This window comes from Sphingomonas sp. BL-S-30 (assembly GCF_055521475.1).
Map to the genome: position 1 here is coordinate 158,490 of NZ_CM145481.1, position 24,710 is coordinate 183,199.

Annotated in this window: 23 protein-coding genes; 9 read left to right on the forward strand and 14 right to left on the reverse strand. The window is 65.0% G+C overall.

The window, feature by feature from the left end:
- The first annotated feature begins 49 nt into the window (after nucleotides 1-49).
- From ACZ1I5_RS00640 to ACZ1I5_RS00650, 3 genes are all read left to right on the forward strand, one after another.
- A complete protein-coding gene (locus ACZ1I5_RS00640; protein WP_465171815.1) occupies nucleotides 50-1,294 on the forward strand; it encodes a polysaccharide biosynthesis/export family protein in 1,245 nt (414 codons plus the stop codon).
- A 167-nt stretch (nucleotides 1,295-1,461) separates the two neighbouring features.
- Entirely contained in the window at nucleotides 1,462-2,931 is a 1,470-nt protein-coding gene (locus tag ACZ1I5_RS00645; protein WP_465171816.1) for a glycosyltransferase family 2 protein, read from the forward strand.
- Nucleotides 2,913-3,713 (forward strand): DUF5672 family protein, encoded by an 801-nt coding sequence (locus tag ACZ1I5_RS00650; RefSeq protein WP_465171817.1) that lies wholly within the window; start codon nucleotides 2,913-2,915, stop codon nucleotides 3,711-3,713. Before ACZ1I5_RS00645 ends, ACZ1I5_RS00650 begins: the two co-directional genes overlap by 19 nt.
- Before the next feature lie 15 nt (nucleotides 3,714-3,728).
- Here the strand turns inward: ACZ1I5_RS00650 and ACZ1I5_RS00655 are convergent, their stop codons facing one another.
- Complete coding sequence (locus ACZ1I5_RS00655; protein ID WP_465171818.1) at nucleotides 3,729-4,544, reverse strand: aspartyl/asparaginyl beta-hydroxylase domain-containing protein; 816 nt, start codon at nucleotides 4,542-4,544, stop codon at nucleotides 3,729-3,731.
- Between the two features lie 66 nt (nucleotides 4,545-4,610).
- Nucleotides 4,611-5,954 (reverse strand): capsule biosynthesis protein, encoded by a 1,344-nt coding sequence (locus tag ACZ1I5_RS00660; protein WP_465171819.1) that lies wholly within the window; start codon nucleotides 5,952-5,954, stop codon nucleotides 4,611-4,613.
- Nucleotides 5,955-6,179: 225 nt separating this feature from the next.
- Here ACZ1I5_RS00660 and ACZ1I5_RS00665 point away from each other — a divergent pair, with 225 nt between their 5' ends.
- Nucleotides 6,180-7,655 carry an LTA synthase family protein gene (locus ACZ1I5_RS00665; RefSeq protein ID WP_465171820.1) on the forward strand — a complete coding sequence of 492 codons (1,476 nt, stop codon included), beginning with the start codon at nucleotides 6,180-6,182 and terminating at the stop codon, nucleotides 7,653-7,655.
- On the opposite strand, the gene ACZ1I5_RS00670 is transcribed toward ACZ1I5_RS00665, so the two are convergent.
- Complete coding sequence (locus ACZ1I5_RS00670; protein ID WP_465171821.1) at nucleotides 7,636-8,412, reverse strand: SDR family NAD(P)-dependent oxidoreductase; 777 nt, start codon at nucleotides 8,410-8,412, stop codon at nucleotides 7,636-7,638. The genes ACZ1I5_RS00665 and ACZ1I5_RS00670 overlap by 20 nt on opposite strands.
- Nucleotides 8,413-8,563: 151 nt before the next feature.
- On the opposite strand from ACZ1I5_RS00670, the gene ACZ1I5_RS00675 reads away from it, so the two are divergent.
- Nucleotides 8,564-9,172, forward strand: a complete 609-nt coding sequence (locus ACZ1I5_RS00675; RefSeq protein WP_465171822.1) for a sterol desaturase family protein — start codon at nucleotides 8,564-8,566, stop codon at nucleotides 9,170-9,172.
- Between the two features lie 21 nt (nucleotides 9,173-9,193).
- On the opposite strand, the gene ACZ1I5_RS00680 is transcribed toward ACZ1I5_RS00675, so the two are convergent.
- From ACZ1I5_RS00680 to ACZ1I5_RS00700, 5 genes are all read right to left on the reverse strand, one after another.
- Nucleotides 9,194-10,387, reverse strand: a complete 1,194-nt coding sequence (locus ACZ1I5_RS00680) for a glycosyltransferase family 4 protein (RefSeq protein ID WP_465173867.1) — start codon at nucleotides 10,385-10,387, stop codon at nucleotides 9,194-9,196.
- Nucleotides 10,387-12,060: a capsular polysaccharide export protein, LipB/KpsS family gene (locus ACZ1I5_RS00685; RefSeq protein WP_465171823.1), complete on the reverse strand. Its 1,674-nt coding sequence runs from the start codon at nucleotides 12,058-12,060 to the stop codon at nucleotides 10,387-10,389. The genes ACZ1I5_RS00680 and ACZ1I5_RS00685 overlap by 1 nt, the downstream gene beginning before the upstream one ends.
- A 143-nt stretch (nucleotides 12,061-12,203) precedes the next feature.
- Complete coding sequence (locus tag ACZ1I5_RS00690) at nucleotides 12,204-12,812, reverse strand: histidine phosphatase family protein (RefSeq protein ID WP_465171824.1); 609 nt, start codon at nucleotides 12,810-12,812, stop codon at nucleotides 12,204-12,206.
- Nucleotides 12,803-13,633, reverse strand: a complete 831-nt coding sequence (locus ACZ1I5_RS00695) for a 3-deoxy-manno-octulosonate cytidylyltransferase family protein (protein ID WP_465173868.1) — start codon at nucleotides 13,631-13,633, stop codon at nucleotides 12,803-12,805. The genes ACZ1I5_RS00690 and ACZ1I5_RS00695 overlap by 10 nt, the downstream gene beginning before the upstream one ends.
- Nucleotides 13,626-14,621, reverse strand: coding sequence for a KpsF/GutQ family sugar-phosphate isomerase (locus ACZ1I5_RS00700; RefSeq protein WP_465173869.1), 996 nt, complete (start codon nucleotides 14,619-14,621; stop codon nucleotides 13,626-13,628). The genes ACZ1I5_RS00695 and ACZ1I5_RS00700 overlap by 8 nt, the downstream gene beginning before the upstream one ends.
- 158 nt (nucleotides 14,622-14,779) lie before the next feature.
- Here ACZ1I5_RS00700 and kdsA point away from each other — a divergent pair, with 158 nt between their 5' ends.
- Together kdsA and ACZ1I5_RS00710 are read left to right on the forward strand one after the other, a co-directional pair.
- Nucleotides 14,780-15,628 (forward strand): 3-deoxy-8-phosphooctulonate synthase, encoded by an 849-nt coding sequence (kdsA, locus tag ACZ1I5_RS00705; protein WP_465171825.1) that lies wholly within the window; start codon nucleotides 14,780-14,782, stop codon nucleotides 15,626-15,628.
- 32 nt (nucleotides 15,629-15,660) lie between these two features.
- Nucleotides 15,661-15,969 carry a hypothetical protein gene (locus tag ACZ1I5_RS00710; protein ID WP_465171826.1) on the forward strand — a complete coding sequence of 103 codons (309 nt, stop codon included), beginning with the start codon at nucleotides 15,661-15,663 and terminating at the stop codon, nucleotides 15,967-15,969.
- A 70-nt stretch (nucleotides 15,970-16,039) separates the two neighbouring features.
- Here ACZ1I5_RS00710 and ACZ1I5_RS00715 read toward each other — a convergent pair whose 3' ends face one another.
- From ACZ1I5_RS00715 to fucP, 6 genes are all read right to left on the reverse strand, one after another.
- A complete protein-coding gene (locus ACZ1I5_RS00715; RefSeq protein ID WP_465171827.1) occupies nucleotides 16,040-18,523 on the reverse strand; it encodes a PAS domain-containing protein in 2,484 nt (827 codons plus the stop codon).
- 103 nt (nucleotides 18,524-18,626) lie between these two features.
- Nucleotides 18,627-18,971, reverse strand: coding sequence for an L-rhamnose mutarotase (locus tag ACZ1I5_RS00720; protein ID WP_465171828.1), 345 nt, complete (start codon nucleotides 18,969-18,971; stop codon nucleotides 18,627-18,629).
- Nucleotides 18,972-19,703, reverse strand: a complete 732-nt coding sequence (locus ACZ1I5_RS00725) for an SDR family oxidoreductase (RefSeq protein WP_465171829.1) — start codon at nucleotides 19,701-19,703, stop codon at nucleotides 18,972-18,974.
- Nucleotides 19,700-20,671, reverse strand: coding sequence for an aldo/keto reductase (locus ACZ1I5_RS00730; protein WP_465171830.1), 972 nt, complete (start codon nucleotides 20,669-20,671; stop codon nucleotides 19,700-19,702). Before ACZ1I5_RS00730 ends, ACZ1I5_RS00725 begins: the two co-directional genes overlap by 4 nt.
- Nucleotides 20,668-21,486 carry an amidohydrolase family protein gene (locus ACZ1I5_RS00735; RefSeq protein ID WP_465171831.1) on the reverse strand — a complete coding sequence of 273 codons (819 nt, stop codon included), beginning with the start codon at nucleotides 21,484-21,486 and terminating at the stop codon, nucleotides 20,668-20,670. The genes ACZ1I5_RS00730 and ACZ1I5_RS00735 overlap by 4 nt, the downstream gene beginning before the upstream one ends.
- Entirely contained in the window at nucleotides 21,483-22,754 is a 1,272-nt protein-coding gene (fucP, locus tag ACZ1I5_RS00740; RefSeq protein WP_465171832.1) for an L-fucose:H+ symporter permease, read from the reverse strand. The genes ACZ1I5_RS00735 and fucP overlap by 4 nt, the downstream gene beginning before the upstream one ends.
- 191 nt (nucleotides 22,755-22,945) lie before the next feature.
- On the opposite strand from fucP, the gene ACZ1I5_RS00745 reads away from it, so the two are divergent.
- Both ACZ1I5_RS00745 and ACZ1I5_RS00750 read left to right on the forward strand, forming a co-directional pair.
- The gene (locus ACZ1I5_RS00745; protein ID WP_465171833.1) at nucleotides 22,946-23,914 is read left to right on the forward strand and encodes an alpha/beta hydrolase; all 969 of its coding nucleotides are present in this window, start codon (nucleotides 22,946-22,948) and stop codon (nucleotides 23,912-23,914) included.
- Nucleotides 23,911-24,705, forward strand: coding sequence for a GDSL-type esterase/lipase family protein (locus ACZ1I5_RS00750; protein WP_465171834.1), 795 nt, complete (start codon nucleotides 23,911-23,913; stop codon nucleotides 24,703-24,705). Before ACZ1I5_RS00745 ends, ACZ1I5_RS00750 begins: the two co-directional genes overlap by 4 nt.
- Nucleotides 24,706-24,710 lie beyond the last annotated feature (5 nt).

The window sequence follows — 24,710 nt, forward strand, 5'->3', positions numbered from 1 at the left end:
AGCGGCGTGGCGGGCAACTCTGGCATCGCTTCGGCCCATCCCGTATTCGATGCCGATCCTGCACATCATTGCCTTGGGCCAAATGGAGGTGCTAGGGCCTGTGCCCATAATGGCGCATACACCTGACTGCCTGGAGCTCATGAGTTTTTCTCGAAATTTTAGATGGGCTTGCGGCCTGAACAGGTCCGCTCTGGCGACGCTCAGCGTGATCGGTCTGTCGGCGTGCGCGACGCTGCCGTCGAGCGGCCCGACTGGCCATCAGATCGAACGTGCCGTCGCCGCGCCGGACTCGGGCATCCAGTTGGTCGAGCTCGAAGACGCATCATCATTGCCGCCCCCTCCGGTCCCTACACCATTGGCGCTGATGAACCTGGCGCCCCCGCCCACCGATCTGGTCGGACCTGGCGACGTTCTCGATATATCCGTCTACGAGTCCGGGGTGACGTTGTTCGGCGGCGGTGCGACGAAGCTTTCGTCCGATACGGCGTCGTTCGATTCCTCCGCGAAGGTGGAGCGTCTGCCGGGTAGCCGTGTGGACGATTCCGGCGATATCCAGGTTCCCTATGCCGGTCGCTTGCACGTGGCCGGGCGTACGGTCGGCGAGGTAGCCCGACAGATCCGCGGTGCGCTGCAGGGTTATTCCCAGAATCCGCAAGTCCTCGTCACGATGCGCGACGTGATCACCAACAGCGTCATCGTCGGCGGCGAGGTGAACAGGCCTGGTCGCCTGGTGCTGCCGACGAATCGTGAGACTGTCGCAGACGCGATCGCGCTTGCTGGTGGATACCGCGGCGACGTGAAGGATCTTGCCGTCCGGCTGCAACGTCAAAACGTGACCGAAGAGTTTCGCCTGAGCGATGCGGTGAGCGGCATTCAAGCGGAGCTTCGGGTCTATCCCGGCGACCGCTTGTCGATTGTTCGCGCGCCGCGAAGCTTTTCGGTGATGGGCGCGCCTGGGCAGGTCCAGCTTTTTCCGTTCGGCGCACCCAATATTTCTCTGGTCGAAGCCGTGGCGCAAGCGGGCGGTTCCAGCCCAGCATTCGGCGACCCCGCTGCCATCTTCGTATTTCGCTACGTTCTCGACAAGGATGGCGTATTGCGCCCCGTCGTCTATCACGTGAACATGATGAAAGCCGGCAGCTATTTCCTGGCGCAGCGGTTCATGACGCAGGACAAAGATGTACTGTATATTGGCAATGCGCGCGCGAATCAGCCGAGCAAGCTCGTTCAGATTATCAGTCAGTTGTTCTCGCCGATCGTGACAGCCACGAGCGCGGTTCAGCTGCTAAAGTGATCACAATGACCAAGTGTGACACCGCCCCCAGCATCACGCCTCAGCGATTCGACGCGTTATGATGGGCGGCCACGTTTAGGAACATGCCAGCTGCGCCAGCTGGAACAGTGCCGCGGGCGTGGCTGACGGTTCTGCGCCTTGCGCTTGCGGCCAGGCCGGGCCTGGCGTTGAGCGGGCTCTACGCGCTGTTGCGTGGCCTAAGGGTGCGGGGCTGGAATCGGCTTTGCCTGGCCGCCGCCGAGCACCCTGGCCATTATGACGCCTGGATCAAGGCGGTCGAACCGGGGATGTTGCCACCCAGGGACAGTGCCGTGTCCGATCGTGTCGGCGCGGTCCTGCTGGACGGCGACAGTGCCGTGACGCGCGCGAGCCTCACCGCATCCTTCGGTCACGATCTCCCGATTTTCAACGCGTCCACCGATTTTCCCCTATCCGGCCATCCGCCCTGGCTCCTGCCGATCCGCGCTGGGGACTGCGTGGCCCCTGCACTGGGCGCTGTGCTGGCTACGCGCTTGAAGAGCTGTGACTCGCAGCTCGTTTATTGGGACGAGGATCAGCTGGATTCGGGCCGCCGGTGCGCGCCCTGGATCAAGCCCGATTGGGACTCGCTGCTTTTTCAAGCGCATGATGGTCTGGTCGGCAGTTGCGCGGTGCGGGCGGATGCGGTGATCGCTGGGCAGGTCGAGGACTGGGCTGCACTTTTGCGGGACATTGCGGAGAGGGACGGTGCCCCGCTTCATCTTCCGCTCGTCCTGACACACCGGCGAGGGGCGCGCATGACTTCCATATGCCCCCCGGCCGCCGCGTCGCCAGTCGCGATCAGCGTGATCATTCCGACGCGCGACGGGGCGGATCTGCTGGAAATCTGCCTGGACGGCCTGTCAAGAACCAGGTTTCCTGGTGCCCGCGAAATCATCATCGTCGACAATGATAGCAGGGAACCCCGCACGAGGGTGCTGTTCGAGCAGTTGGAGGCAACGGGAGCCGCGCGTATCGTCGCACAGCCAGGTCCCTTCAACTTCGCGGCGCTGGCCAATGTCGGCGTCGCCTCGGCGAGCGGGGATCTGGTCTGCTTGCTCAACAACGACATCGAAATTGCTTCGTCCGACTGGCTTGAACAGATGACGGTATTGGCGTTGCGCGATGAGGTCGGCGCAGTAGGTGCCAGGCTGCTATATCCCGACGGCGCGATTCAACATGCCGGAGTCGCGCTGGGGATCGGCGGCGCCGCCGGGCATGTCGACAAGGGGGTTCGGCCCGTTCCGGGAAAGTTCGCGCCCTGGCATGACGAAACCCGCACCGTATCCGCTGTCACCGGCGCGTGCCTGCTCGTCGACCGGGCAAAGTTTGTAGCGGTCGGCGGTATGGACGAACGACACTTCGCAATTGATTTCAACGATGTCGATCTGTGCCTGAGACTGGCCGCGCGAGGATGGCGAACGGTATATTGCGCGCACGCGACGCTGATCCATCATGAGTCCCGCTCACGCGGCAAGATACGCCGGGGCGCCAGCCTTGTTCGATTCGAGCGCGAACTTGGCGCCTTGCGTTCCCGCTGGGGCACGGAAACGGCTGTCGATCCGTACCACAGCACCTTGTTTCGCCGACAATCCGAACGATGCCTGCTGGCATTCTGACCTCGCAGGAAGCGGCGGTGCCGCCGACTCGCCCCTTGCCGGAGGTAACTCTGCTGACGGTGACGGACGTCGGCCTGGCGGCGACCGCGCATGCGCTGGAGCTCTCGCAGCGAGGGCTACGCTTCGGCGAAGTATTGTTCCTGAGCGATCGTCCACCGCCGCCGGGTACGCGGGCCGAGTGGAGGCCAATTCCGCCCCTCGGTTCGCGAGCCGGATATTCGCGCTTTATGTTGCATCAGCTCGCGGCGCATCTCACGACCCCACATGCCCTTTGTGTGCAGTGGGACGGCTATGTTCTCGACTCGACCCGGTGGGACTCCGCCTTTCTCGACTATGACTATATCGGTGCGCCCTGGCCTCATTTCGCTGATGGACCGCGGGTCGGAAACGGGGGGTTTTCCCTGCGATCTCGTAGGCTTATTGAGGCCTGCGCGGCGCTTCCGATTTCCGAAGAGCCCGAAGATATTGCAATTTGCCGCACCCATCGCCGGTTGCTGGAGGAGCGCTTCGGGTTACGCTTTGCGCCCGAAGAGGTGGCGCGGCGCTTTGCCTATGAGCGCATGATACCGACGGGCGACGAGTTCGGCTTTCATGGTGCGCTCAATATGCTCGACCACGTATCGCCCGATGAGCTCGTCGCGCTTTTCAAGGGCATCGAACCCGGTCTCCTGAATCGACGCGAGCACCAGGAGATTTTTCGCCAGGCTCTCAGCAGGCGGAACCTGCGCCTTGCGTGGGTGGTCTGGAAACGATTGCGCCATCGGGAGGCGCGGCGACGCTGACGCCTGGACACGCGATCAATGCACGGGCGACGCCGGAGCTCCCGTGGTCGAGAGCTTATGACCCGCATCATTGATATTGCGCACGATATCCTGAACGAAGCGCGAGTAGCGCACGCAGAACAGAAACAGGTTCTGGATGAAATTGCCCAGTCCGCGACAGGGGCGTTTGACCTGAATCAGGAGAATGTAGCGATCCTCGCTCGTCTCGTTCCACACCTCGTGGTTGTACAGGTCATCGAAGACGAAGGACTGGCCCTCCTCCCACGGCAAAACGTGAAGCTGGTCGGCGCCTTCGATGTTCATGCGGCATTTCTCGCGCTCGACGGGCGTCTTGAGCGCGAGGTGATAGGTCAGCATTCCTTTCGTCATGCCAGTATGGCGCGGAATATGGCCGCCGGCCTCGAGAACCGAGAATGTCGCGGTAACGAGGCCAGGCACCTGTTCGATCAGGGACGCTGTAATCGGCGCACGCGCGCAATTTCCTTCCAGCCGGTAGCCATAGCCTTTGAGAAAGAACGACTTCCAACGGCGATCCTTTGCGATCCGGCCATGGTCGAACGAGATGTCACCGAGTGAAGGGATATCCTCGGTCCGGATTCGGGTCGCTTCGGTTCGGATGTCGCGCCAGCGGCTTTCAAGAATTGGAATCCAGGGGAAAAATGCCTTGTCGATGATCGGTTCGTCCGGAACCGGTGACCGACGCATGATGATCGCATCGATCCGGGGGCGCAATTCCTTGCCGATCTGGTACGGGGATTTGCGCACGAAAGGGACTTTCCACCCGCGCGCGTTAACCGTGTCGTTCCAGCTCAAACCTTCCTCCGTCAGCATCCACGCCGGAGTGTCAAGGCGCCCGGCGCCTGATGTCTTGCGTCCTACCGGACGAAATCAATCCACTCAATCCCGGACCAGAACCCTTTTCCAGGATTTGGGAACGCTCTTCTGACCGCCGGACGCAAGTTTAAGCGGACTTGCCGCCTCCAGACGCGCGATCACGCCTTCAGTCACCTTGGTGAGTGCCTCGTCCGAGAAAAAGCCACCCGCCACGAGGCAGCGATCGATGAGCACGCGGCGGAAAGCGGCGAAGGTCTCGGCATCGGGCTTTCCCGGATCGCGCCAGAAATTGTCGAGCCCGCCCTGAAAGGTGATCCCCTCGATATCATAGACCGCCTGGCCGAGCGCGATCACCGGCACGTCGAGCGCGAGCGCCAGGGTGCCGCTGGTACTGTTGATCGTCACCATGCCCCTGGAGCGTTGCGCGACCGGGACGATGTCGCCGCCTTCGAGATAGTCTATCCGGCCGTCCACCCCATAAAGTTCGGCGAGCGCCTGCGTTTCGAGCCGCCAGTCGCGTACGCCGTTGTCGAGCGGGTGTTCCTTCACCACCAGCCGCATCTCAGGCGGCGCATTGGCAGCGAACGACGCGATTACCAGCCGGAGGGCGTCAGCGATGCCTGCGAAGGAGGAATGCAGTCGGATCTGCGCGTCCGAATCGAGCTGCAGCGGGAAGATCATGTAGGGCGCGTCGCTTGACTCGAGCCTTATGAGGACATCAGCCGTCCTTGCTGCCGCGGCCTTGCGTCGCAACAGCCGACGCGCCCATCCCATCCCTTCGATCAGCGGGTGCCATGGCCGATGATTGTCCCAATAGGGATAGTGCCACCGTGTCAGCACATCGGCGGCATTGTAGATCACGCCTTCAGTCGCGCGGCGGCGGAAAGAGGAGGGCACCGGATGATGTTCCGGCGCCGGCGGCAGCGCTGCGGCTTCGGCGCGATACCAGGCGGGGTCGCGCGGCAATGTCGAATGGCCGTTCACGCCGCCCAGTTCGAGCGTGACCCAGTCCGGGCGGATATATCCTTCCTCGAATACGTGGACCGGCACATGCAGGTCCCGGCAAACGGCGGTGGCCGCCATGTGGATCGGGCGGCAGTCGCCGAACAGCACGACATCCGTGATCTCGCGATCGGCGATCAACTGCCTCAGCGCATCCGGCCATTCCGCCAGTGAGCCGCGGTAATCGATTCCGTTCGGGAGGCGCCAGAACAGCCGGTCGCCGCCGTTGAAATTGACCTTGTGGACCCCATAGCCGTCTCGCCGCAGCGCCCGACCGAGTTTGTGGAACAACGGACCCATCAATCCTTGGAGCAGCAAGATGTTGCGGTTCGCCAGCGGCTGCGCGGGTCCTGGTGCTGCGACTTGCGGCATCAGGACCGGGCCTTCGGCAAACATGTCTGGCATTCGCGAATTTCACTTTCGGGTTCCAATGGCGGCCTCGTCAACCAGACCGCCATTCCGACAACGCATACAGATCGCGTTGGATTTTTCCAAGTTGCGGTGTGATGCGCCGGGACAGTGACAGTGCCGCGAAGCTCCGCTAGAGGACGAGGTCACGATTCATTTTCGCGGCCAGAGGGCACGGCTTAATCGAGACTGGCAACGCGGCGACTCTCTGTGGCGAATGGTGTGATCTCTCTCCTGGCGATGCTGGTCGCATCGCTGATGCTCGACGCGGCCGTGCGGCCGCGCGCGTATCTGCGGGACCGGCGCGGGCTTGCGTTGCACCTGCTGGTCATGACGGCTCTTTTCGGCTTCTGGCTCGCAGTCTCCGGCAATGCCCCGGTCGCGGCCATTCTGGCGAGCGCCTTGATGGCGCTCCTTGCGGGCGCTTCCAATGCCAAGCACAAAATGCTGGGCGAGCCGCTAATCTTCTCCGATTTGGCGCTAATAATTGCCGTGTTTCGGCATCCCCGCTTCTATTTTACCGCGCTTTCAGTGCGCCAGCGCGCCCTACTGGCGATCGGCGCGGCGATCGCGCTCATCGTTCTGCTCTTGCTGTTCTCGATGTCGTTTCAACCTCACCTTGTGGGGGCCGTGCTGCTGGCGGTAGGGAGCGGAGCAGCGCTATTGCTCGCTCGCAGTAAATGGCTCGAGTCAGTGGCTCAGACGCCCGACCTTGCAGGCGACTTTGTCCGATATGGATTAATCGCCAGTCTGTTTCTCTATTGGCGGCGCTGGCGGCATAGTCCGGACCCGCAACCCTGTCCTCCGCTCAGCGTCACCTGGGAAACCGATCCCGCCCCCCCCGAACTGATCGTCATCGTGCAATGCGAGTCGTTCGGAGATCCGGTGGAGATTACCGGCGAGGCGCACCACGCGCTGCCCGGCCTTGCCAGCGCGCGGAAGGTCGCGTGGCAATGGGGCGACCTCGATGTCAGCGGCTTCGGTGCCTATACGATGCGCACGGAATATGGGGTCCTGTTTGGCCGCAGCGAGGACGAGCTTGGTTTCCGTCGCTACGACCCGTTTTTGAGCGCGCAGGGCGAAACGTCCTATGCGCTGCCGGCGCGGGTGCGAGAGGCCGGCTATCATTGTTCCTTTGTCCATCCGCACGACCTGCGATTCTACAATCGCGACAGGTTGATGCCTGCGCTCGGTTTCGATCGGATGATAGGCGAAGAAGGGTTCCCGCCGACCTCGTCGCGAGGTGGCCGCTATGTCGATGACCGCACTCTCGGTGCGTCGCTGGCCGAGCTTCTGGACAAGGCCGCTGGCCCCACGCTGATCTACGCCGTGACCATGGAGAACCACGGGCCTTGGGACAGCGACAATGCGCGCGACGCCCGCGGGCGGCTGGAAGCCTATCTCCACCGTCTCCAGAGCAGCGACGCCATGCTGAGCGGCTTGGTCGAGCGACTCGGCAAGGACGGCCGGTCCGCGCTGCTCGTGTTTTTCGGCGACCACCGGCCGAGCATCCCTGGCGCGACGGCGCCAGGCGGAGCGCGCCATACGCCTTATGTGATCGTTCGATTCGGTGCCGGCGGATCGCTATGGGAGGGCGGCCCGGGCCGCACAGATCTTTCTCCGGCTGCGCTTCATCACGCCATTCTTCGCTGCGTGCAGGAGGACGGCGCGACCATGTTCAGTCGCTCGGAGGTCTGAGCCCGAGCAGGAGCCGATCGCGTATTCCCGCCGGTAGGAGGAGATCGATCCAGCGTAGCAGCGCGAACGGCCAGGGAAAGATGAGATGAGACTTGCCCCGGGAGGCCGCCCGGGCGATTCGAGTCGCGGCGTCCGACGGTTGGAGCAGGAACGGCCTGGGGCCGACCACCCGTCGCCCCGCATCAGTATCGACAAATCCGGGTGAGACCAACGTGACCTGCACACCATATTGCTTCACGCCGATCCGAAGGGCCTGGGCGAAATGGGCAAGGCCGGCCTTGGACGCTGCATAGGCTGCAGCGAAGGGCAGGGTGTGAAAGGCGGACGCGGATCCGACAAGGACGATCCGGCCTTGCCGGCGTTGCGCCATGCGCCCCGCCAGGGCCGCGGCCATGGCGCTGGCAGTTACGAAATTCACCATCCCCAGTCGCACGACCTGCGTCGGGTCCTCCACTAAGTCGCCCGATGCCTGTACATCGCCGGCGCCTGCGACGAACAGCGCCAGGCCGATCGCGCCTGCATCGTCCTCCTGCTCGAGTGCGGCGACGGCTGTCGCGCCATCGGAAAGATCGAGCGAGCGCGGGATCGCTGCTGCGCCCGCCGCGCGACACGCAACGGCGATCGTCTCCAGCTTCTTATGGTCCCGACCCCAAAGCAGTAATGTTCGGCCCGGTTGCGCATAGTGAAGCGCGAGTGCTCCACCCAGGCCGCCTGAAGCGCCCGTGATCAGGATTCGATTCGGTTCGGGGGCCCTCATGAGAAGCTTATGGCGGTCTCGCGGCAAGGCTTCCAGGCAATCTGCCGCTTTTTCGCAGATGCGGCAGTTTCCGACGCATTGAAACTTGACAGCGGCCGTGCCCCTGTGCGCATGCCGATGTTCCGACGGGAGAAAACGAGACCTGCGAATGATGAAGTACAGGTCTGCCTCGCCGCGTATCAGGTTGTTTCGCAACGATTTGCTGGAACGACTGACCCTGGTATCGCCGCTTGCGTTCGCGCTGACGTGGACGGTATTTCTCGGCCTTGCATTCTATGCGAGCTGGGGGGTCGCGAGCTTGCCGGTGTCACTCGCGCTCGTGCTTCTTGGCGGTCTGATCTGGACCCTGTTCGAATATGCGATGCACCGTTTCATCTTCCATCTGAAGCTGAAGTCGGAATTTGGGCGCTGGTTGATTTTTCTGACGCATGGCAACCACCATGAGGCTCCGGGCGATCGATACCGCAACATCATGCCGCCGATGGTCAGCGTCGTCCTGTCTGCCCTGATCTGGCTCGGATTCTGGATGCTCCTGGGACCGCCGGGATCAGTGGTCTATCTGGGCTTCGGGATCGGCTATGTCGTGTACGACGCCATTCATTATGCATGCCACCAGCTGCCGATGCGGAGCCCAGTGCTGCGCCAGCTGCGACGCCACCATATCCGGCACCATTACGCCAAGCAGGAAGGCAATTTCTCGATCACGGCCACATTCTGGGATCGTGTCTTCGGAACGGACATTCCAGCAAAACGGCCCTGAGCGAACGCACCGGGCGATCGCTCACTGCTGCAGTTCCCGGATGGCATCGCACACGGTGGCGATGTGATCATCCCAAGTGGGCGCGCGCCACTGCACCAGGCGCTGCATCTGTGCGGCATGGAGCGGGCCAGCACGGAAGTGATCGAGAATGTGTGCGCTCCAGGCTGGGCCATCCAGCGGATCGAGAAAGTCGGGCACTCCGCCCCCTGCCTCGCGCAGCGCGGGCAGATCGCTGCAGATCACCGGCGTCCCCATCGACAATGCCTCGGCGACCGGCATCCCATAGCCTTCCGCGAAGGAGGGCAGCAGCAGCGCGCGCGCGCCGCGCAGCAGTGCCCGCATGCGCTGGTCTGAACACCCGTTGAGCTCCTCAACATGTCCCTGGAGCGCGGTGCAGCGTTCGAGCATATCGATTACCTGCTCATTCTCCCAGCCGCGTCGGCCGACGATGATCAGGCGCGGGACGCTGCCCGGCGGCAGCGCGACCGCCAATGCCCGCCACAAGTTGAGCAACAGCAGGTGATTCTTGCGCGGCTCGATCGTGCCCACGCAAATGAAATAGGGCTCGGTCGGCGTTGCCGGGGTAAGCGAAGGAATGGGAATGTCGTGCGTGCCGAGCAGCGCGACGCGCATCGCGACATTTCGGCCGGTCCGATCGAGCCAAGGGCGCAGCGACTCGCCCGTCGCGCCCGAATTTACGATGACGCTATCGGCAAGCTCTGCGATCGTCTCGATCCGGCGCCTGTGCAACCTGGCGCCGTCGGTACGCGCATATTCGGGATATTCGATCGGAATCAAATCATGCACCAGGCAGAGGAATCGCGCCCGTTCCCGCGCCAGAATGCGCCTGACCAACGCCGGCCTGGTAAGATGATGGGGCGACGCCTGAACATAGACGCTTCCGGGCGATCCGCGTGCCACCTCCGGCAAAAGTCCCAGCAATGTCGGGAGCACTTCAACGAGCGGACGCCTCTCGACGCCACCCTCCTGATTTTCCCAGCGCCTTTCCAACGTGTCGAGAAAGCGCAGTGCCTTTGGATTCGGCAGCCTGCCATACAGGCCAAACGGGTGCACCGCCGCAAAGCGGAGCCCGTCGCCGAGCCGCGCGTGCAGCCCGCGCGCATAGGCCATCTCAACGCGATCGACGCCCGATGGCGTGTGATGCCGCGCACGCGACACCAGGCGAGACAGGTCGAGGACGACTTGCCTGGCCATCAGGCCCGTTGCCCCCGCAACCGGCCCTGCATCTGACGAAAACGCGTCACCCACCCCAGGCGATTGCGGGCCGCTCCCTGGCCGATGCGTTGAATCAGGACCTCGGGCGCGCAGGGCAGGCCGGTCACCGGGTCGAGATAGCGCGGATAGACGATCAGCACCGCTGCGATCAGTTGCTCCAGCGTCAGATGACGTCCGCGCCGACCTGGCACAGGTGCGAAATCGCGGGTCAGTCCCCAGCCGGCATAGAAGGGCGTACCGTGGCACGCCACCTCGCGCCCGCGCAGCAACGCCTCGAATCCGGTCAGAGACGTCAGTACGTGGACGGCATCGACCTGATCCAATAACGCCGCCATCCCGCCGCCCTGGACGATGCGGTCGGCATATTCGAGCGCATCCGCTTCGCTGACTGCGCCTTTGCGATGCCCCGCAATCACGTCGGGGTGTGGACGGAACCAGATTTCCGCATCGGGCTCCCGCGCGCGGGCGCGGCGCAACAGCTCCAGATTGGTCGACACCCCCCCGCCGCCCAGGCGGACCGACATGTCGTCTTCAACCTGACCCGGTACGAGTACCAGTCGGCTTCCATTCCGGCGAGCAGGGAAGGCATGGCCGGCGTCGCTGCCATATTTGCTGATTCCCGCCTCCAGAATCGTCGTACGCAATCGCGCGGCCCGGGCGAGCAACGCGGGCGGGAAGTCTGAGTCGGCGAGGAGGGCTTCGAGGTCGCTCGGCCCACCCGGATCATAATGGATGCCGCGCCGATCGACCGCGACCGAGGACGGCGGCACGAGATTGCTGCCAAGGCCCGCCGACCGAATGAATCCGTCCTCGACGCGGATCAACGCCACGCTCTTCGCCGCCGCCGTCGCGGCCATGTTACCGGATACGCGCGACGGCCATATCGCGACCGCACCGCCATGCCGGGCGGCGTAAGCGAGTGCTCGCCTTTCGGACCAGAAGAACCGCAGCGCGTGCTCGGGTGTCCACAGGAACCGCGCAATTTCCGGACGCTTCCACCAGCTGAATCCGCATGCCGCGATGATCGTGCGATTGGCTTCGAACATTCCGCGCCATTCGGAGAGCAATGCCACCACCGCCTCGATACTCGTTTCCCTTGCGAAAAAGGGGTCCCGATAACGGACGCACATCAGGTCTCCGGCGACAATGCTTCGCAGCCGGGCGACGTCGTCGCCAGGCGCGCCGAACCGGCCCTCTGACAGGAGATGCACCCGCGCACCAGCAATCACCCCAAGCGCGACCCACTCGTCGTCACCATGGGCAACCAGCGCGACTCCGCGATCCAGGACGGACCAGGGGTCGATCGGCCCGGTCGCAACGAACCCCTGGGAAACGGCGGGGGTGGGAACGACTCGGCCGGCGTCACTGGCTGGAGGAACCCACAATGTTGAGGCGCGCTCCGCCTCCGGCAGTGCCGCCAGCGTGGAATCGACTTCGGTCGACGAGCGGGCGCGGAGGATCAAGGTCGCCCTGCTGTCCTGGCTATGTGGTGCCCAGAAGGCTCCCCCGACGCGCGCATCGCGGATCACCGCAAAGAGTTGGTCGATCGCGTCGGGCGTGAGGTCCGCGGTGACGGCTCCGCATGGCTGGGTGACCGACGCATCCGCTCCGGGAAATGGCGGCGCGCGAAGCAGCGGCCTGCTCGTCTCCATCACAGCGGCTCGCACTGGTCCCGCCGCGCTCACGCGCAGGCGCCTCGTTGCGGACGACGGCGAGTCCATAACGTCGATGGCAGGGATCGGGCGCGTGTCATCGCCCGGCTTTCCCGCAATGCTGCTTCCGATGCAAGCTATGGTCAGGGTCGCTGATCCCAGGCGAGGAGTCGGAGCTTGCCTCGTTCACGGGCGATCAGGCCATAGGCGCCGGTTCGCAGCTTGAGTGAGGGAAGCCCAGCCGCCTGACTCGCCAGCGCCGGATCGGATAGCAACGCAAAGCGCGCCGCGCCATTGCTGGTCACGATCAACACCTGGCCTTCGCCCGCTCGCCACAAATCCTGCCAGCCCTGGATCCGCTGGTCGGCATCGACGATCCACCCATCTGGCGCGTTTGCCTCCGCATCCCAGGCAGAGAGCGCTTCGTGCCCGATCCTGCTGACGACATTGTCCTCGGTCTGCCCCTCATCCGGGCCATGATCGATCTCCGTCAGCCAATGGGCGGACTCGACGACGGGAGTATCCGGCAGATGAGCGAGAATATCGGCGATCGTCGCCTGAGTCCGCTCCAGCGCTGCCGCCAGGGCGCGGTCGAATCGACGGCCCTGTCGGGCGAACGACGCGCCGAGCGCATGTGCCTGCTCATGACCGCTCGGCACGAGCGGCAGGTCAGTGCGCGCGCCGATCCTGCGGGGGGCCTCGCCGGAGCCGAACGTGTTGCCATGTCGGACGATCGTGACGATCAGATCCATGATTGAGAAGGTTCGCCATGCTGCGCGATGAGGCTTTCCGCCAGCGCGACATCATCCCTGGTGTCGATGCCGGACATGGCGTGCGGAGATGCGGCTACTTCTACTGTCAGAATATCTTCGCCCGACTCGAGGAAGCGCAGCTGCTCAAGGCCTTCGAGCAGTTCGTACGGCGTCGGCGCGGTGTTTTCGAAGCGGTCCAATGCCGAGAAGCGATACGCATAGAGCCCGACATGCCGGAACACGGGCGAAAGCGGGTTCTGGTCCCGGAGCTGCGTTTCGCCGCGGATCGAGGGAATTACCGACTTCGAAAACCACAATGCGCGGCCGTCCGCGTGCCGCACGCAGGTCGTGCCGCTGAAGGGTGAGGCCAGTTTGTGCCCGCGTAGCGCATCGAGCGCGTCCCAGGAAAGCTGCACGACGGGCGTCGCCACCGCACAGCTCGAACGACGCAGCGCGGCGATGAGCGCGGCAATCATCACCGGCTGCGCGAAGGGTGCGTCACCCTGCAAGTTCACGACAATCGCGGGCGCGATCTCGCGATCGCGCGCCACCGCCCAGGCGCGCCCCGAACCGGAGCTGATCGCAGCATCGGTCAGGACGGCGTCGCAGCCCAGGCTTCGGGCATGGTCCAGGATGCGAACGTCATCGGTGGCCACGATGACATCGGTGTTGCCGACGCGGCGTGCGCCCTCCTGGGCGACGGCCACAACCCTCGACAGCAAGGTCCGACCCGCGATCTGGATAAGCGGCTTGCCCGGCAGCCGCTGGGACGCGAACCGCGCGGGGACCACAATCAGGTCGGGCGAAATGCTATCAGGCAACGCCCGCACGCAGGATGTCGTGGAGATGAATCACCCCGACCAGACGCATATTCTCGCAAACGAAAAGGACTGACACAGCGTTGTCGTTAAGGATTCGAAGGGCATCCGATGTCAGCGTTTCCGGGCCTACCGAGATCGGCGACGCATTCATATGCTCGCGGATATCGTCGCCAAGGTGTTTGCTCGCGAAGCTGCGTCGCAGGTCGCCATCGGTAAAAGCGCCGACGAGGTGGTCGTCATCGTCGACGACTGCGGTGCACCCATAGCGCTTGCGGCTCATCTCGAAGGTCGCATCGAGCAAGGTGGCGCCGCCCCGTACCATCGGTACATTGTCGCCCCGCGCCATCAACTGCGCAACCGTCGTCAATTGCGCGCCGAGCCGGCCGCCGGGATGGAACGTCAGGAAATCGGACCGGGTGAAGCCGCGCCGCTCAATGAGCGCCACTGCAAGTGCATCGCCAAGCACCGCCTGGACCGTGGTCGACGATGTTGGCGCCAGCTCGTTCGGGCATGCCTCGCGAACCGAGGGCAGGGCGAGGCAGATATCGGCCGCCCGGCCTGCTGTGCTGTCTGCATTTGCGGTCGCGACGATCAGCTTCACGCCGAAGCGCCGGCAATAGGCAATGATATCGCCGAGCTCGGTCGTCTCGCCCGACCAGCTCAAGGCGAACACGATATCGTCGAGGCCGATCATCCCGAGATCGCCATGGCTCGCTTCACTGGAATGCAGGAACAGCGAAGGCGTGCCGGTCGATGTCATGGTCGCTGCAATTTTGCGGCCGACCAATCCGCTCTTCCCCATGCCGGTGACGATCAGGCGCCCCGACAAGGCGCTGATCGCGGATATTGCGTTGACAAAGCCATAACGTAGCGGCGGCGCGCGCAACGCCTCAGCAAAGGCCTGGAGCGCATCAATCTCAATCCGCGTTGTACGGAGTGCGGAAAGCAAACCCGACTCGTCTAATATACTTGCAGCCGTCGCCTGCATAAAACTCCCCAAAACCCACAGCGCAGCAAACCGATCGGTCACCTTCTAAAGTGCTATCACGTTGACTTCCAGTGTTTCTGCAGCGCAAGGCCTCGCAACGCGATCGCTTGTTGCTCTAAAGAGACAGGCCACCTGCGGGCAAGCGAGAAGGGGGTAACATGCGTCTGTGCGGGAAAGAGATTGGTCCAAATCGGCGCATTTTTTTCATCGCCGGCCCCTGTGCCATCGAAAGCGAGGTCTTCGCGATTGAAACGGCGACGAAGCTCGCCGGAATTGCCGACAGGCTGGGCGTTCTGCTGATCTACAAGAGCTCCTTCGACAAGGCCAATCGCAGTTCAGGAACGTCCTTTCGCGGCCCTGGCATCGAAGAAGGGCTGCGCATCCTGGAGAAGGTGCGGGAGGAAACAGGACTTCCCGTCCTGACTGATGTCCATACGGAGGATCAGGTCAGGATGGCGGCGGATGTCGTCGACGTGCTGCAGACGCCCGCCTTTCTGGCGCGGCAGACCGATTTCATCGCGGCGGTCGCGGCATCGGGCAAGCCGGTCAATATCAAGAAGGCGCAGTTCCTTGCTCCCGGAGACATGGTTCATGTCGTTGCCAAGGCACGCGCCGCTGCCGAAGCAGCGAGTGTTCCGACCGATAATTTCATGGTGTGCGAACGCGGTGCCAGCTTTGGCTACAACAACCTCGTGTCGGACATGCGCAGCCTCGCGATCATGCGGGACACCGGATGCCCGGTGGTATTCGACGCGACTCACTCGGTGCAGCTTCCGGGCGGGCAGGGCGATCGCTCGGGTGGCCAGCGCGAATTCGTGCCGCTTCTCGCCCGAGCGGCGGTGGCGGCGGGGATATCGGGCCTTTTCATGGAAACCCACCCCGATCCCGATCGCGCGCTATCCGACGGACCTAATAGCTGGCCGCTCGATCGGCTGGAAGGACTGCTGGAAGGACTGGTGGCGATCGACGCGCTGGTCAAGGATGGCGGAACCGATATGTTTCCATAGTGCAACCCACTGCGATGAGGCGTTCGATTGACATGCTCGCACATGTTCCGATCTCGATTGGTATCCAGCTGGCGTGTTGGGGCATAGGCCATCTGTTCCGGGCACCTGCCAGGGCGTCGATCTGGATCGGTTGCTTCGCCGGTGCCGCTGTCTGCGTCATGCGTGAGATAACCCAGCGCGAATATCAATGGATTGAACAGTTCGGGGGCGGCCGCCGCGCAAATATGCCGGCCTTTGCTGGCCTCGAAGTCTGGGAATGGAACAGCCATTCTATTTCGGAAACGATCGTCGCGATTGCCGCGTCCGTTACCTTGGCGGTAATCGTGGGCAAGCGCGCCTAGGACTGCGATGGCCTGACAGCGGAGCGTGGACTGACTTCGTTGCCTGATCTCGGCCGCTCACCTACCCAACTCAAGCCCTCGGCAACACCCCGCGCAGCAGTCGTTCGACTCGTGCGACAAGATCGCTCACCGCGAACGGCTTGGTGAGAATCTCCATGCCGCGCTCGACATGGCCGTGATTGAGCACCGCGTTTTCGGCATAGCCGGTGATGAACAGGACGCGCAGATCGGGACGAAGCGCGCGCGCCGCGTCGGCGACCTGGCGGCCGTTCAGCCCGCCGGGCAGGCCGACATCCGTGATCAGCAGGTCGAACCGGTCGCTCGACTGCAGCACCCTGAGACCTTCCGGACCGTCGGCCGCCTCGGCGCAGTGATAGCCGAGCTCGCCAAGCGCATCGACGACGAGCATGCGAATCGTCGGTTCGTCGTCGACGACGAGGATCCGCTCGCCGCTGCCCTGCGGGGAGCCGGCCGCGTCGCTCTCGTCACCCTGCACGTCTTCCTCGCCGAAATGGCGGGGAAGATAGATGCAGACCATCGTCCCCTGGCCCACCTCGGAATAGATGCGGACATGGCCGTGCGACTGGCGGGCAAAACCATAGACCATCGAGAGGCCAAGGCCGGTTCCCTCGCCGACCGGCTTGGTGGTGAAGAAGGGGTCGAACACGCGGTCGAGCACGTCCTTCTCGATGCCGGTCCCGGTGTCGCTGACGCACACCGTGACATATTGTCCGGGAACAAGCCCGCGCTCGGCGGCGGAGCGCGCGTCGAGCCATTTGTTGCCAGTCTCGATCGTGATCCTGCCGCCGTCGGGCATGGCGTCGCGGGCGTTGATGCACAGGTTGAGGATTGCGTTCTCGAGCTGGTTGGCATCGACCAGGCTCGGCCAGAGACCGCCCGCCGCGACCGTCTCGACCGCGATCGAGGGGCCGACCGTGCGGCGCACCAGTTCGGCCAGCTCCGCCATGAGGCGGTTGATGACGACCGGCCTGGGCGACAGGGTCTGGCGGCGGGAGAAGGCGAGCAGCCGGTGAGTCAGCGCCGCCGCCCGCCGCGTGGCGCCCTGGCCGGCGGACAGATAGCGCTCGACATCGCTGCCACGCCCCTGCGCCAGCCGCGTCCCGATCATCTCGAACGCACCCGAGATGCCGGCGAGCAGATTGTTGAAGTCATGCGCCAGGCCGCCGGTCAGCTGGCCGACCGCTTCCATCTTCTGCGCCTGACGCAGCGCTTCCTCGGCATCGCGCAGTCGGTCCTGTTCGCGCAGTCGTTCACTCACGTCATGGACGAACTGATAGGCGCCGATCTGGCGCCCGTCCTTGTCGCGCAGCGCGTTGAAGCGCATCTCGTAATGGCGCCGATCACGACCGGGATCGCCGAACTCGGCGACGGCGGTGAACTCGTCGCCGGCAAGCGCCCGGCTCCACATCGCCTGTACGGCGGCCTGGCTCTCGGGCTGGTCGGCGAGGAGATCGAGCAGGCTGTCGCCGACCTTGGGATAGATGCCGAAGACGCGCTCGAACTCGGCCGCCGAGGCGCCGTTGACGGCCAGCAGGCGATAGTCCGCGTCGACCACCTGGACGAAGGCATTGGTGCCCTCGACGATATCGGCCAGGATCTTGCGTTCGGCCAGCGCCTCGTCGACGCGCGATTCCAGCGTGGCGTTGAGCCGCACCAGCTCGAGCTCCGCCGCGCGGCGGGCGGTGATGTCCTGGAACAGCACCGCGACCTGGCGGCGCTCCGGCGGCTCGATCCGGAAAGCCGACAGCGACAAATAGCGCCCGGTCGCTTCCAGCTCGCGCTCGAAGCGGATCGGCGTGCCGGTTTCGAGCACCGTGCCGTAGCGCGCCACCCAGTCGCCCGCTTCGAGCGGCACCATGTCGCGGACCTTTTGCCCGACGACATCGGGAATGCCGGCATGGCGGGCATAAGCGGCATTGGCCTCGACATGGACATAGTCGCTGAGCGGTCCGTGCGGCCCGTCGAGGAATTCGATGATGCAGAAGCCCTCGTCCATCGAATCGAACAGGGTGCGGTACTGGCCTTCCTTCTCGTCGCGCTGGCGCAGCGCGAGCCGGAGGTCGAGCTGGCTCATCACCTGTCCCGCCAGGACCTTCAGCGTGCGCTGCTGCAGGTCGCTCAGCGCGCGCGGTTTCGTATCCAGGACGCAGAGCGTGCCGATCGCATGGCCGTCGGGCGTCTTCAGCAGCGCGCCGGCATAGAAGCGCAGGTGCGGCGCGCCCGTGACCAACGGATTGCCGGCGAAGCGCGGATCGGCGCTGGTATCGGGTACCAGCAGGAAATCTTCCTCAAGCAGGGCATGGACGCAAAAGGAGGTTTCCAGCGGGGTCTCGCGCACGCCGAGCCCGACCTCGGCCTTGAAGAATTGCCGGCCCTCGCCGATCAGGTTTACGACCGCGATCGGCGTTTCGCACAGGTCGGCGGCGAGCCGCGCGACGTCGTCGAAGATCGCTTCGGGGGGCGTGTCCAGAATGTTGTACCGCGCCAGGGCCTCGCGCCGGCGCTGTTCTGAATCCGCGACGACATCATTCATCGGTAAAGCGACCGCCCCTTGTTTTCACCGGCCTCGACGGCCAGCCAGCGTGCTTAACCTAAATTGACTGTTTTGGTTGCGCCAGCGCCGCGTCACGAATCCGTCAGGGCTGCTCAGCCAGCGAAAAGATGCGCGTGGCGGTCGTCCATTTGGCGCCGTCGCTGGCCCAGGATAGCGGGCGCTGGACACTGTCCATCCGCGTTTCCCAGGCTTGTACCGCGGCATCGATGGTGTCCGCCGCCGCCTTGGCCGCAGGGTCGAAATCGGCATTGGTCTCCATCACCATGACCAGGCGATTGCCGGTGCGGTAGATCTCCATGCCGGTGATGCCCGCCCGCCTGATGCTCTCGCCGATGGGTGGCGGCAGGGCACCGGCCGCATGCCATGCCTCGTACCGCGCGATCGCTTCCGCCTCGTCGATCAGGTCGATCAGCAGGACGTGACGCACCTAGTTGATCCAGCCGCCGTCGATGACATGCACCGCCCCGGTGGTGAAGCTCGCCTCGTCGCTGGCGAGGTAGAGCGCCAGCGCGGCGATCTCCTCGGCGCGGCCGAGCCGGCCCATCGGCTGGCGACCGATAAAGGCGCGGTGTGCTGCCTCATAATCGCCCGTGTCGTGCAGCCGCTGCTGGAGCGAGGGCGTGTCGACCGTGCCGGGGCAGATCGCGTTGCAGCGGATGCCACGGCCGACGAAATCGGCGGCGACGGCCTTGGTGAGGCCGATCACGCCGGCCTTGGTCGCGCCATAGGCGAAGCGATCGGGGATGCCCTTCACCGAGCTGGCGATCGACGATATGTTGACGATCGCCCCCCCGCCCCTGTCGAGCATGCCCGGCAGAAAGGCGCGGATCGTGCGGTACATCGCGGTCATGTTGAGATCGATCGAAAAGGCCCAGGCGGCTTCGTCGCAGTCGAGGATGGTGCCGCCCTGCACGACGCCGGCGACGTTGAACAGGATGTCGACTGGCCCGATCGCATCGCGCAACGCCAGGATCGCGGCGGGATCGGTCACGTCGAGCGCGCGGCAGTCGATGCCGTCCAGCCCGGCCAGGGTAGCGGGCTCGCGATCGGTCGCGATCACGGTCGCGCCTTCCGCGGCGAACAACTGGGCCGAAGCGCGTCCGATGCCCTGTCCGGCGGCAGTGATGAGGGTGGTCTTTCCGGCTAGTCGCTGAGTCATGATGCCTCTTGTCGAAGGGGGATGTCTGCCTGGTCGAGCGCCGTCCACAGCGCCTCGGGGATCGGCGTGGCCAGCCGCACCAGCGTGTCGCGCAACTGGGGGACGCCGACAATACCCGGGATAACCGTCGCGACTTGCGGATGGCGAAGCGGGAATTGCAACGCGGCGGCGGGAAGCGGCACACCGTGCGCCGCGCACATCGCCGCCAGTTGTCGAGCGTGCGCCAGCATGTCGGGCGAAGGCGGCGCATAGTCGTAATGCAATCCACTGCCGCCGCCGAGATCATGACGCGCGAGAATACCGCTATTGTACGGGCCGCCGATGATCACGCGGACACCGCGCTCGGCGCACAGCTCGAACAGTGCATCGGCGCCGCGATCGAGCAGCGAATAGCGGCCGGCGAGCAGGATCACGTCCAGCGCGACGCGCGGCAGCAGGTCGAGGCAGATCGCGACTTCGTTGACGCCGATGCCGATCGCGTCGACCGCACCGGTATCGCGCAGCGCGCGCATTGCCGCATAACCGCCGTCGAGAAAGGCACGGCGGTGATGCTCGTGCCGGTCGCCATGAGTCACCACGCCGAGATCGTGCGCCAGCAGGATTTCGACCCGGTCGCGGCGCAGGCGTTTCAGGCTCGCCTCATGCGATCGCCGGATGCCGTCGGCGCTGTAATCGAACACGGGCTCGAACGGATCGGCATCGACGAACCCGTGCCGCGTCCCGCGAGCAGAGGTTGGCTCGAGCAGGCGGCCGACCTTGGTCGAGACGATCGCATCATGCCCGGCGAGGGCCGCACCCAGCCGCCGCTCGGCCAGGCCGAAGCCATAATGCGGCGCGGTGTCGAAATAGCCGATGCCCGCTCCGAGGGCCGCGCTGACGGTCGCCTGCGCCTCTTCGTCGGACACGGCACGATAGAGATTGCCGATCGCCGCCGTGCCCATGCCGAGGCGGGGGAGGGCGATGCTCATGTCCGTGTCCGGGGATAGAAGGCGCGCGCGTTGCGACCGAAGACGGCATCATGCTCGCTGGTCGGGATCGCACCCCGGGCGAGCGCCAGCCAGGCGGCATAGTCGCCGCGCAGGTTGATCACCGGCCAGTCGCTGCCCCAGATCAGCCGGTCGCCGCTGAACAGCGCATGGACCGCGCGGATATAGTCAAGCACGGCCTCGGGGGGCTGGTCCGGGGCCGTCTCGGTCAGCAGGCCGGAAAGCTTGCAGGCGATCAGGGGATGCCGGGCCAGCGGCGCGATCGCCTCGTGCCAGCGGTCATGGCCGCCAGCGCCGATCTCGGGCTTGGCGGCATGATCGATCACGATGCGCAGGCGCGGATGCCGATCGGCAAGACGGCCGAGCGCCGGCAGGTGTCCGGGCCGGATCAGCGCGTCGAGGGTCAGGTCCCGATCGGCGAGCGCCGTCAGCCCCGCAGCCAGCGCCGGATCGTCATAGGCATCGGCAGGCAGATCCTGCATCATCGGCCGAATCCCGACCAGCGGCCCCGCCGCGATCAGCGCGTCAAGCCGAGCCCCGATATCGGTGGTGGCGAGATCGACCCAGCCGACGACGCCCGTAACGAACGGCGAGGCGGCAGCCTGACCGAGCAACCAGTCGGTATCGCGGTCGCTCTCTTGGCTCTGGACCAGGATCATGGCGGTTGCACCGAGCGGCGCAGCCAGCCGCTCGATCTCCACCAGCTCGTGATCGCGGTGAATCGCGGCGAGATCAGCGGTCGGCCAGGTGCAGTCATTGCGGCCGAGGTGCCAGATATGGACATGAGCGTCGATCAAGCGCGGGCACCCAGATGGCTCCGCGCGAAAAGCGCCACCACAGCGAAGCACAGCGCCGGCACCGCCATTGCCGCGCGGATCGTGCCGGCGTGGTCCGAAGCGACGCCCATCAGTGCGGTGATGACCGCGCCGCCGATGATCGCCATCACCACCAGCGACGCACCGGGCTTGGTCAGCGGCCCGAGGTCGCGCAGCGCCAGCACGAAGATCGTCGGGTACATGACCGACATGAAGAAGCTGGTGGCGACCAGCGCGGCGACGCCGACCGGTCCGCCGATCATGGTGGCAAGCAGGCAGAGCAGCGCGTTGATCCCCGCGAAGCCGAGCATCAGCCGCGCCCCGCTGATCTGTGCGAGCAGCGCGCTGCCGACGAAACGGCCGAGCATGAACAAGGCAAGCGAGGCGGTCAGCAGCCAGGCGGCGTTGCGCTGACCGAAACCGGGCAGGGCCGCATCGACATAGCGGATCAGATAGCTCCACACCCCGACCTGCGCGCCGACATAGAAGAATTGCGCTGCGACCCCGAACAGATAGTGCGGCCGTCCGAGCAGGGCGCGATAGCCGGCGAGGCTGCCAGGCCCGGTTTCGCGCGGGCGCAACGCCCGGGTCGGGAAACGGGTGATCGCCAGCAAGGCCGCCCAGCCGAGCACGACGGCTGCGATCAACATATAAGGCAGCCGCACCGCCTGGGTGTCGGCGATGGCCGATTGCGCGCTGTCGCCGGCGGGCAGGATCAGCAAGGCGCCTAGCGTCACGCCGGTGATCGAGCCGAGCGGGTTGAAGGCCTGGGCGAAGGTCAGCCGGCGCTCGGCGCTTTCGGGTGGGCCAAGCTCAGCCACCATCGGATTCGCGGCGGTCTCGAGAAAGGCGAGCCCGCTTGCGATCACGAACAGGGCGAGCAGGAAAAAGCGATAGCTGAGCGCGGTCGAGGCCGGCCAGAACAGCAACGCGCCAAGCCCGAACAGGCCAAGCCCGAAGATCACTGCGGCCTTGTAGCCGAAGCGCTGCATGAACAGGGCGGCCGGAATCGCGAAGCAGAAATAGCCGAGATAGAAGGCCGACTGCACCAGCCCCGACTGGAAATCGCCGAGCGAGAAGACGTGGCGGAAGTGCGCGATCAGCACGTCGTTGAGATTGTTCGCGACGCCCCAGAGGAAGAACAGCCCGATCACCAGGATCAGCGCCCGGCGGCTGGTGGTGTCGGTGGGGTCCGGGGCCACGGCGATCGACGGCGCGGTTCCGTCGATGGTGGTGCCTGACAACGGCATGCTCAATCCTCCCCATGCCTGCTCGCCGGTCGCGGCGGCGTGCTTTGACCAGTGATAGCCGATCGTTTCGTCATTGTGAAATGTGAAACACGTTTTCACCAGTGATTAAGTGCATTGCGGCGCGCGGTGTGTCTGGCCTATCAAACGCCACGACAAGCGCGCATCCAGGCGCGGCGAAGGGAGAGATGGGGATGGTCGACATGTCACGCCGTGCCGTGCTGCAAGCCGGGGCGACGCTTGCGCTGGTGCCCGGCGCCGCCATGGGCCAGCCCTTTGCCGGGGAAGAGACGGTGCCTTTGTGGCCCGGCGCGGTTCCGGGCGATCGCGGTACCGTGATCCGGCCGAAGAATGACGATCAGTCGAAGGACCCGGCGCATCCCGATCGCTGGCTGACCGGAGTCGACCGACCGGTGCTGGTGGTGTGCCGACCGGCGCGGCCCAATGGCGCCGCAGTGCTGGTGGTGCCCGGCGGCAGCTACCGTTTCCTCGCTTATGACAATGAGGGAACATCACAGGCGCGCTGGCTCAACGAGCGCGGGGTGACTGCCTTCATTCTGCGCTACCGCCTGCCGGTCGAGGGATGGGGCGACCGCAGCGAGGTGCCACTGCAGGATGCCCAACGCGCGATGCGGCTCATCCGCGCAGGGGCACAGCGCTTCGGGATCGATCCCGCGCGGGTCGCGGTGCTGGGATTCTCGGCGGGCGGTCACCTCGCCGGGTCGCTCGCGACACGCCATGCCGAAGCGCTCTACAAACCAGTGGATGAGGCTGACCGGCTGTCGGCGCGCCCCGATCTCGCCGCGCTGATCTATCCGGTGCTGTCGATGGCCGCACCCTTTACGCATATCGAATCGCGTGACGATCTGCTGGGCAAGGGCGCTCCGGTCGCCGAGCGGCAGCGCCATTCGATCGAGATGCGGGTGGATGCACGCACGCCGCCGATCTTCCTCGTCCATGCCTCGGACGACGGGCTGGTCCCGGTCCAGAACAGCCTGGCGCTGTATGCGGCCCTGCTCGCTGCGGGGCGCCCGGCCGAGCTGCACGTGTTCGACGAAGGCGGGCATGGCTTCGGCGTGCGTGCTCCTCAGGCCCTGCCCGTGATGAGCTGGCCGCGGCTGCTCGCTACCTATGCGGCGCGCAAGGGCATGTTCGCGGCATGAGGGTACTGGTCTGGCTGGCTGCCGCGCTGGCGATCGCGGCGCCGCTGTCGGCGCAGGATCATTATCAAAGCTCGCCCGAACGACGGACGGTCGTCGAGAAGGACTGGGGCCCCTGGCTCGGCCCATTCCGCGCGACGCTGGTGCCGAGTCTGATGCAGGATTTCGGCGAGCGCTATCTCTACGCCGCCGCGAACCGCGCGCTGCCGCCGCCCAGGCCGGGCGAGCGCCGTGTCGTCTTCCTTGGAGATTCGATCACGGATCTCTGGGACCTGTCCAGGGCCTTTCCCGGCAAGCCCTATGTCAATCGCGGCATCGGCAGCCAGGTCACCGCGCAAATGCTGTTGCGCTTCCATCAGGATGTCATCGCGCTGCGCCCCTCGGCGGTAGTGATCCTCGCGGGCGTCAACGATCTGCACGGCGTGCTGCAGCAGGAGACCGAGCAACAGATCGAAGCCAATTACGAGGCGATGGCCGACCTCGCCGACCGGCACGGCATCGCGGTCGTGTTCGGATCGGTCATGCCGGTGAACAACTATACGGACAATGCGCGCGACATGCTGAAGGAACGCGATCCGGCGGTGATCCGCGCGCTCAACGCCTGGCTGAAGGCATTTTGCCGGACGCGCGGCTATGGCTTCGCCGATTATCATGCTGCGATGGCTGACGGGCACGGCCTGCTTCAGCGCGACCTGACGCGCGATGGCCTTCATCCGCTGCCGACTGGCTATGCCCGCATGGCACCGATCGCGCAGGCGGCGATCGACCATGTCCTTGCCCGCAAGCGCCGTTGAGCGGC

Coding starts and splice junctions, on each gene's coding strand:
- ACZ1I5_RS00660 (WP_465171819.1), bottom strand. CDS start 5,954: ATGCCAGACATGTTTGCCGAAGGCCCGGTCCTGATGCCGCAAGTCGCA.
- kdsA (WP_465171825.1), top strand. CDS start 14,780: ATGCGTCTGTGCGGGAAAGAGATTGGTCCAAATCGGCGCATTTTTTTC.
- ACZ1I5_RS00650 (WP_465171817.1), top strand. CDS start 2,913: ATGCCTGCTGGCATTCTGACCTCGCAGGAAGCGGCGGTGCCGCCGACT.
- ACZ1I5_RS00730 (WP_465171830.1), bottom strand. CDS start 20,671: ATGAGCATCGCCCTCCCCCGCCTCGGCATGGGCACGGCGGCGATCGGC.
- ACZ1I5_RS00675 (WP_465171822.1), top strand. CDS start 8,564: ATGAAGTACAGGTCTGCCTCGCCGCGTATCAGGTTGTTTCGCAACGAT.
- ACZ1I5_RS00700 (WP_465173869.1), bottom strand. CDS start 14,621: ATGCAGGCGACGGCTGCAAGTATATTAGACGAGTCGGGTTTGCTTTCC.
- ACZ1I5_RS00710 (WP_465171826.1), top strand. CDS start 15,661: ATGCTCGCACATGTTCCGATCTCGATTGGTATCCAGCTGGCGTGTTGG.
- ACZ1I5_RS00640 (WP_465171815.1), top strand. CDS start 50: ATGCCGATCCTGCACATCATTGCCTTGGGCCAAATGGAGGTGCTAGGG.
- ACZ1I5_RS00690 (WP_465171824.1), bottom strand. CDS start 12,812: ATGGATCTGATCGTCACGATCGTCCGACATGGCAACACGTTCGGCTCC.
- ACZ1I5_RS00685 (WP_465171823.1), bottom strand. CDS start 12,060: ATGGAGACGAGCAGGCCGCTGCTTCGCGCGCCGCCATTTCCCGGAGCG.
- ACZ1I5_RS00745 (WP_465171833.1), top strand. CDS start 22,946: ATGGTCGACATGTCACGCCGTGCCGTGCTGCAAGCCGGGGCGACGCTT.
- ACZ1I5_RS00715 (WP_465171827.1), bottom strand. CDS start 18,523: ATGAATGATGTCGTCGCGGATTCAGAACAGCGCCGGCGCGAGGCCCTG.
- ACZ1I5_RS00725 (WP_465171829.1), bottom strand. CDS start 19,703: ATGACTCAGCGACTAGCCGGAAAGACCACCCTCATCACTGCCGCCGGA.
- fucP (WP_465171832.1), bottom strand. CDS start 22,754: ATGCCGTTGTCAGGCACCACCATCGACGGAACCGCGCCGTCGATCGCC.
- ACZ1I5_RS00655 (WP_465171818.1), bottom strand. CDS start 4,544: ATGCTGACGGAGGAAGGTTTGAGCTGGAACGACACGGTTAACGCGCGC.
- ACZ1I5_RS00680 (WP_465173867.1), bottom strand. CDS start 10,387: ATGGCCAGGCAAGTCGTCCTCGACCTGTCTCGCCTGGTGTCGCGTGCG.
- ACZ1I5_RS00750 (WP_465171834.1), top strand. CDS start 23,911: ATGAGGGTACTGGTCTGGCTGGCTGCCGCGCTGGCGATCGCGGCGCCG.
- ACZ1I5_RS00670 (WP_465171821.1), bottom strand. CDS start 8,412: ATGAGGGCCCCCGAACCGAATCGAATCCTGATCACGGGCGCTTCAGGC.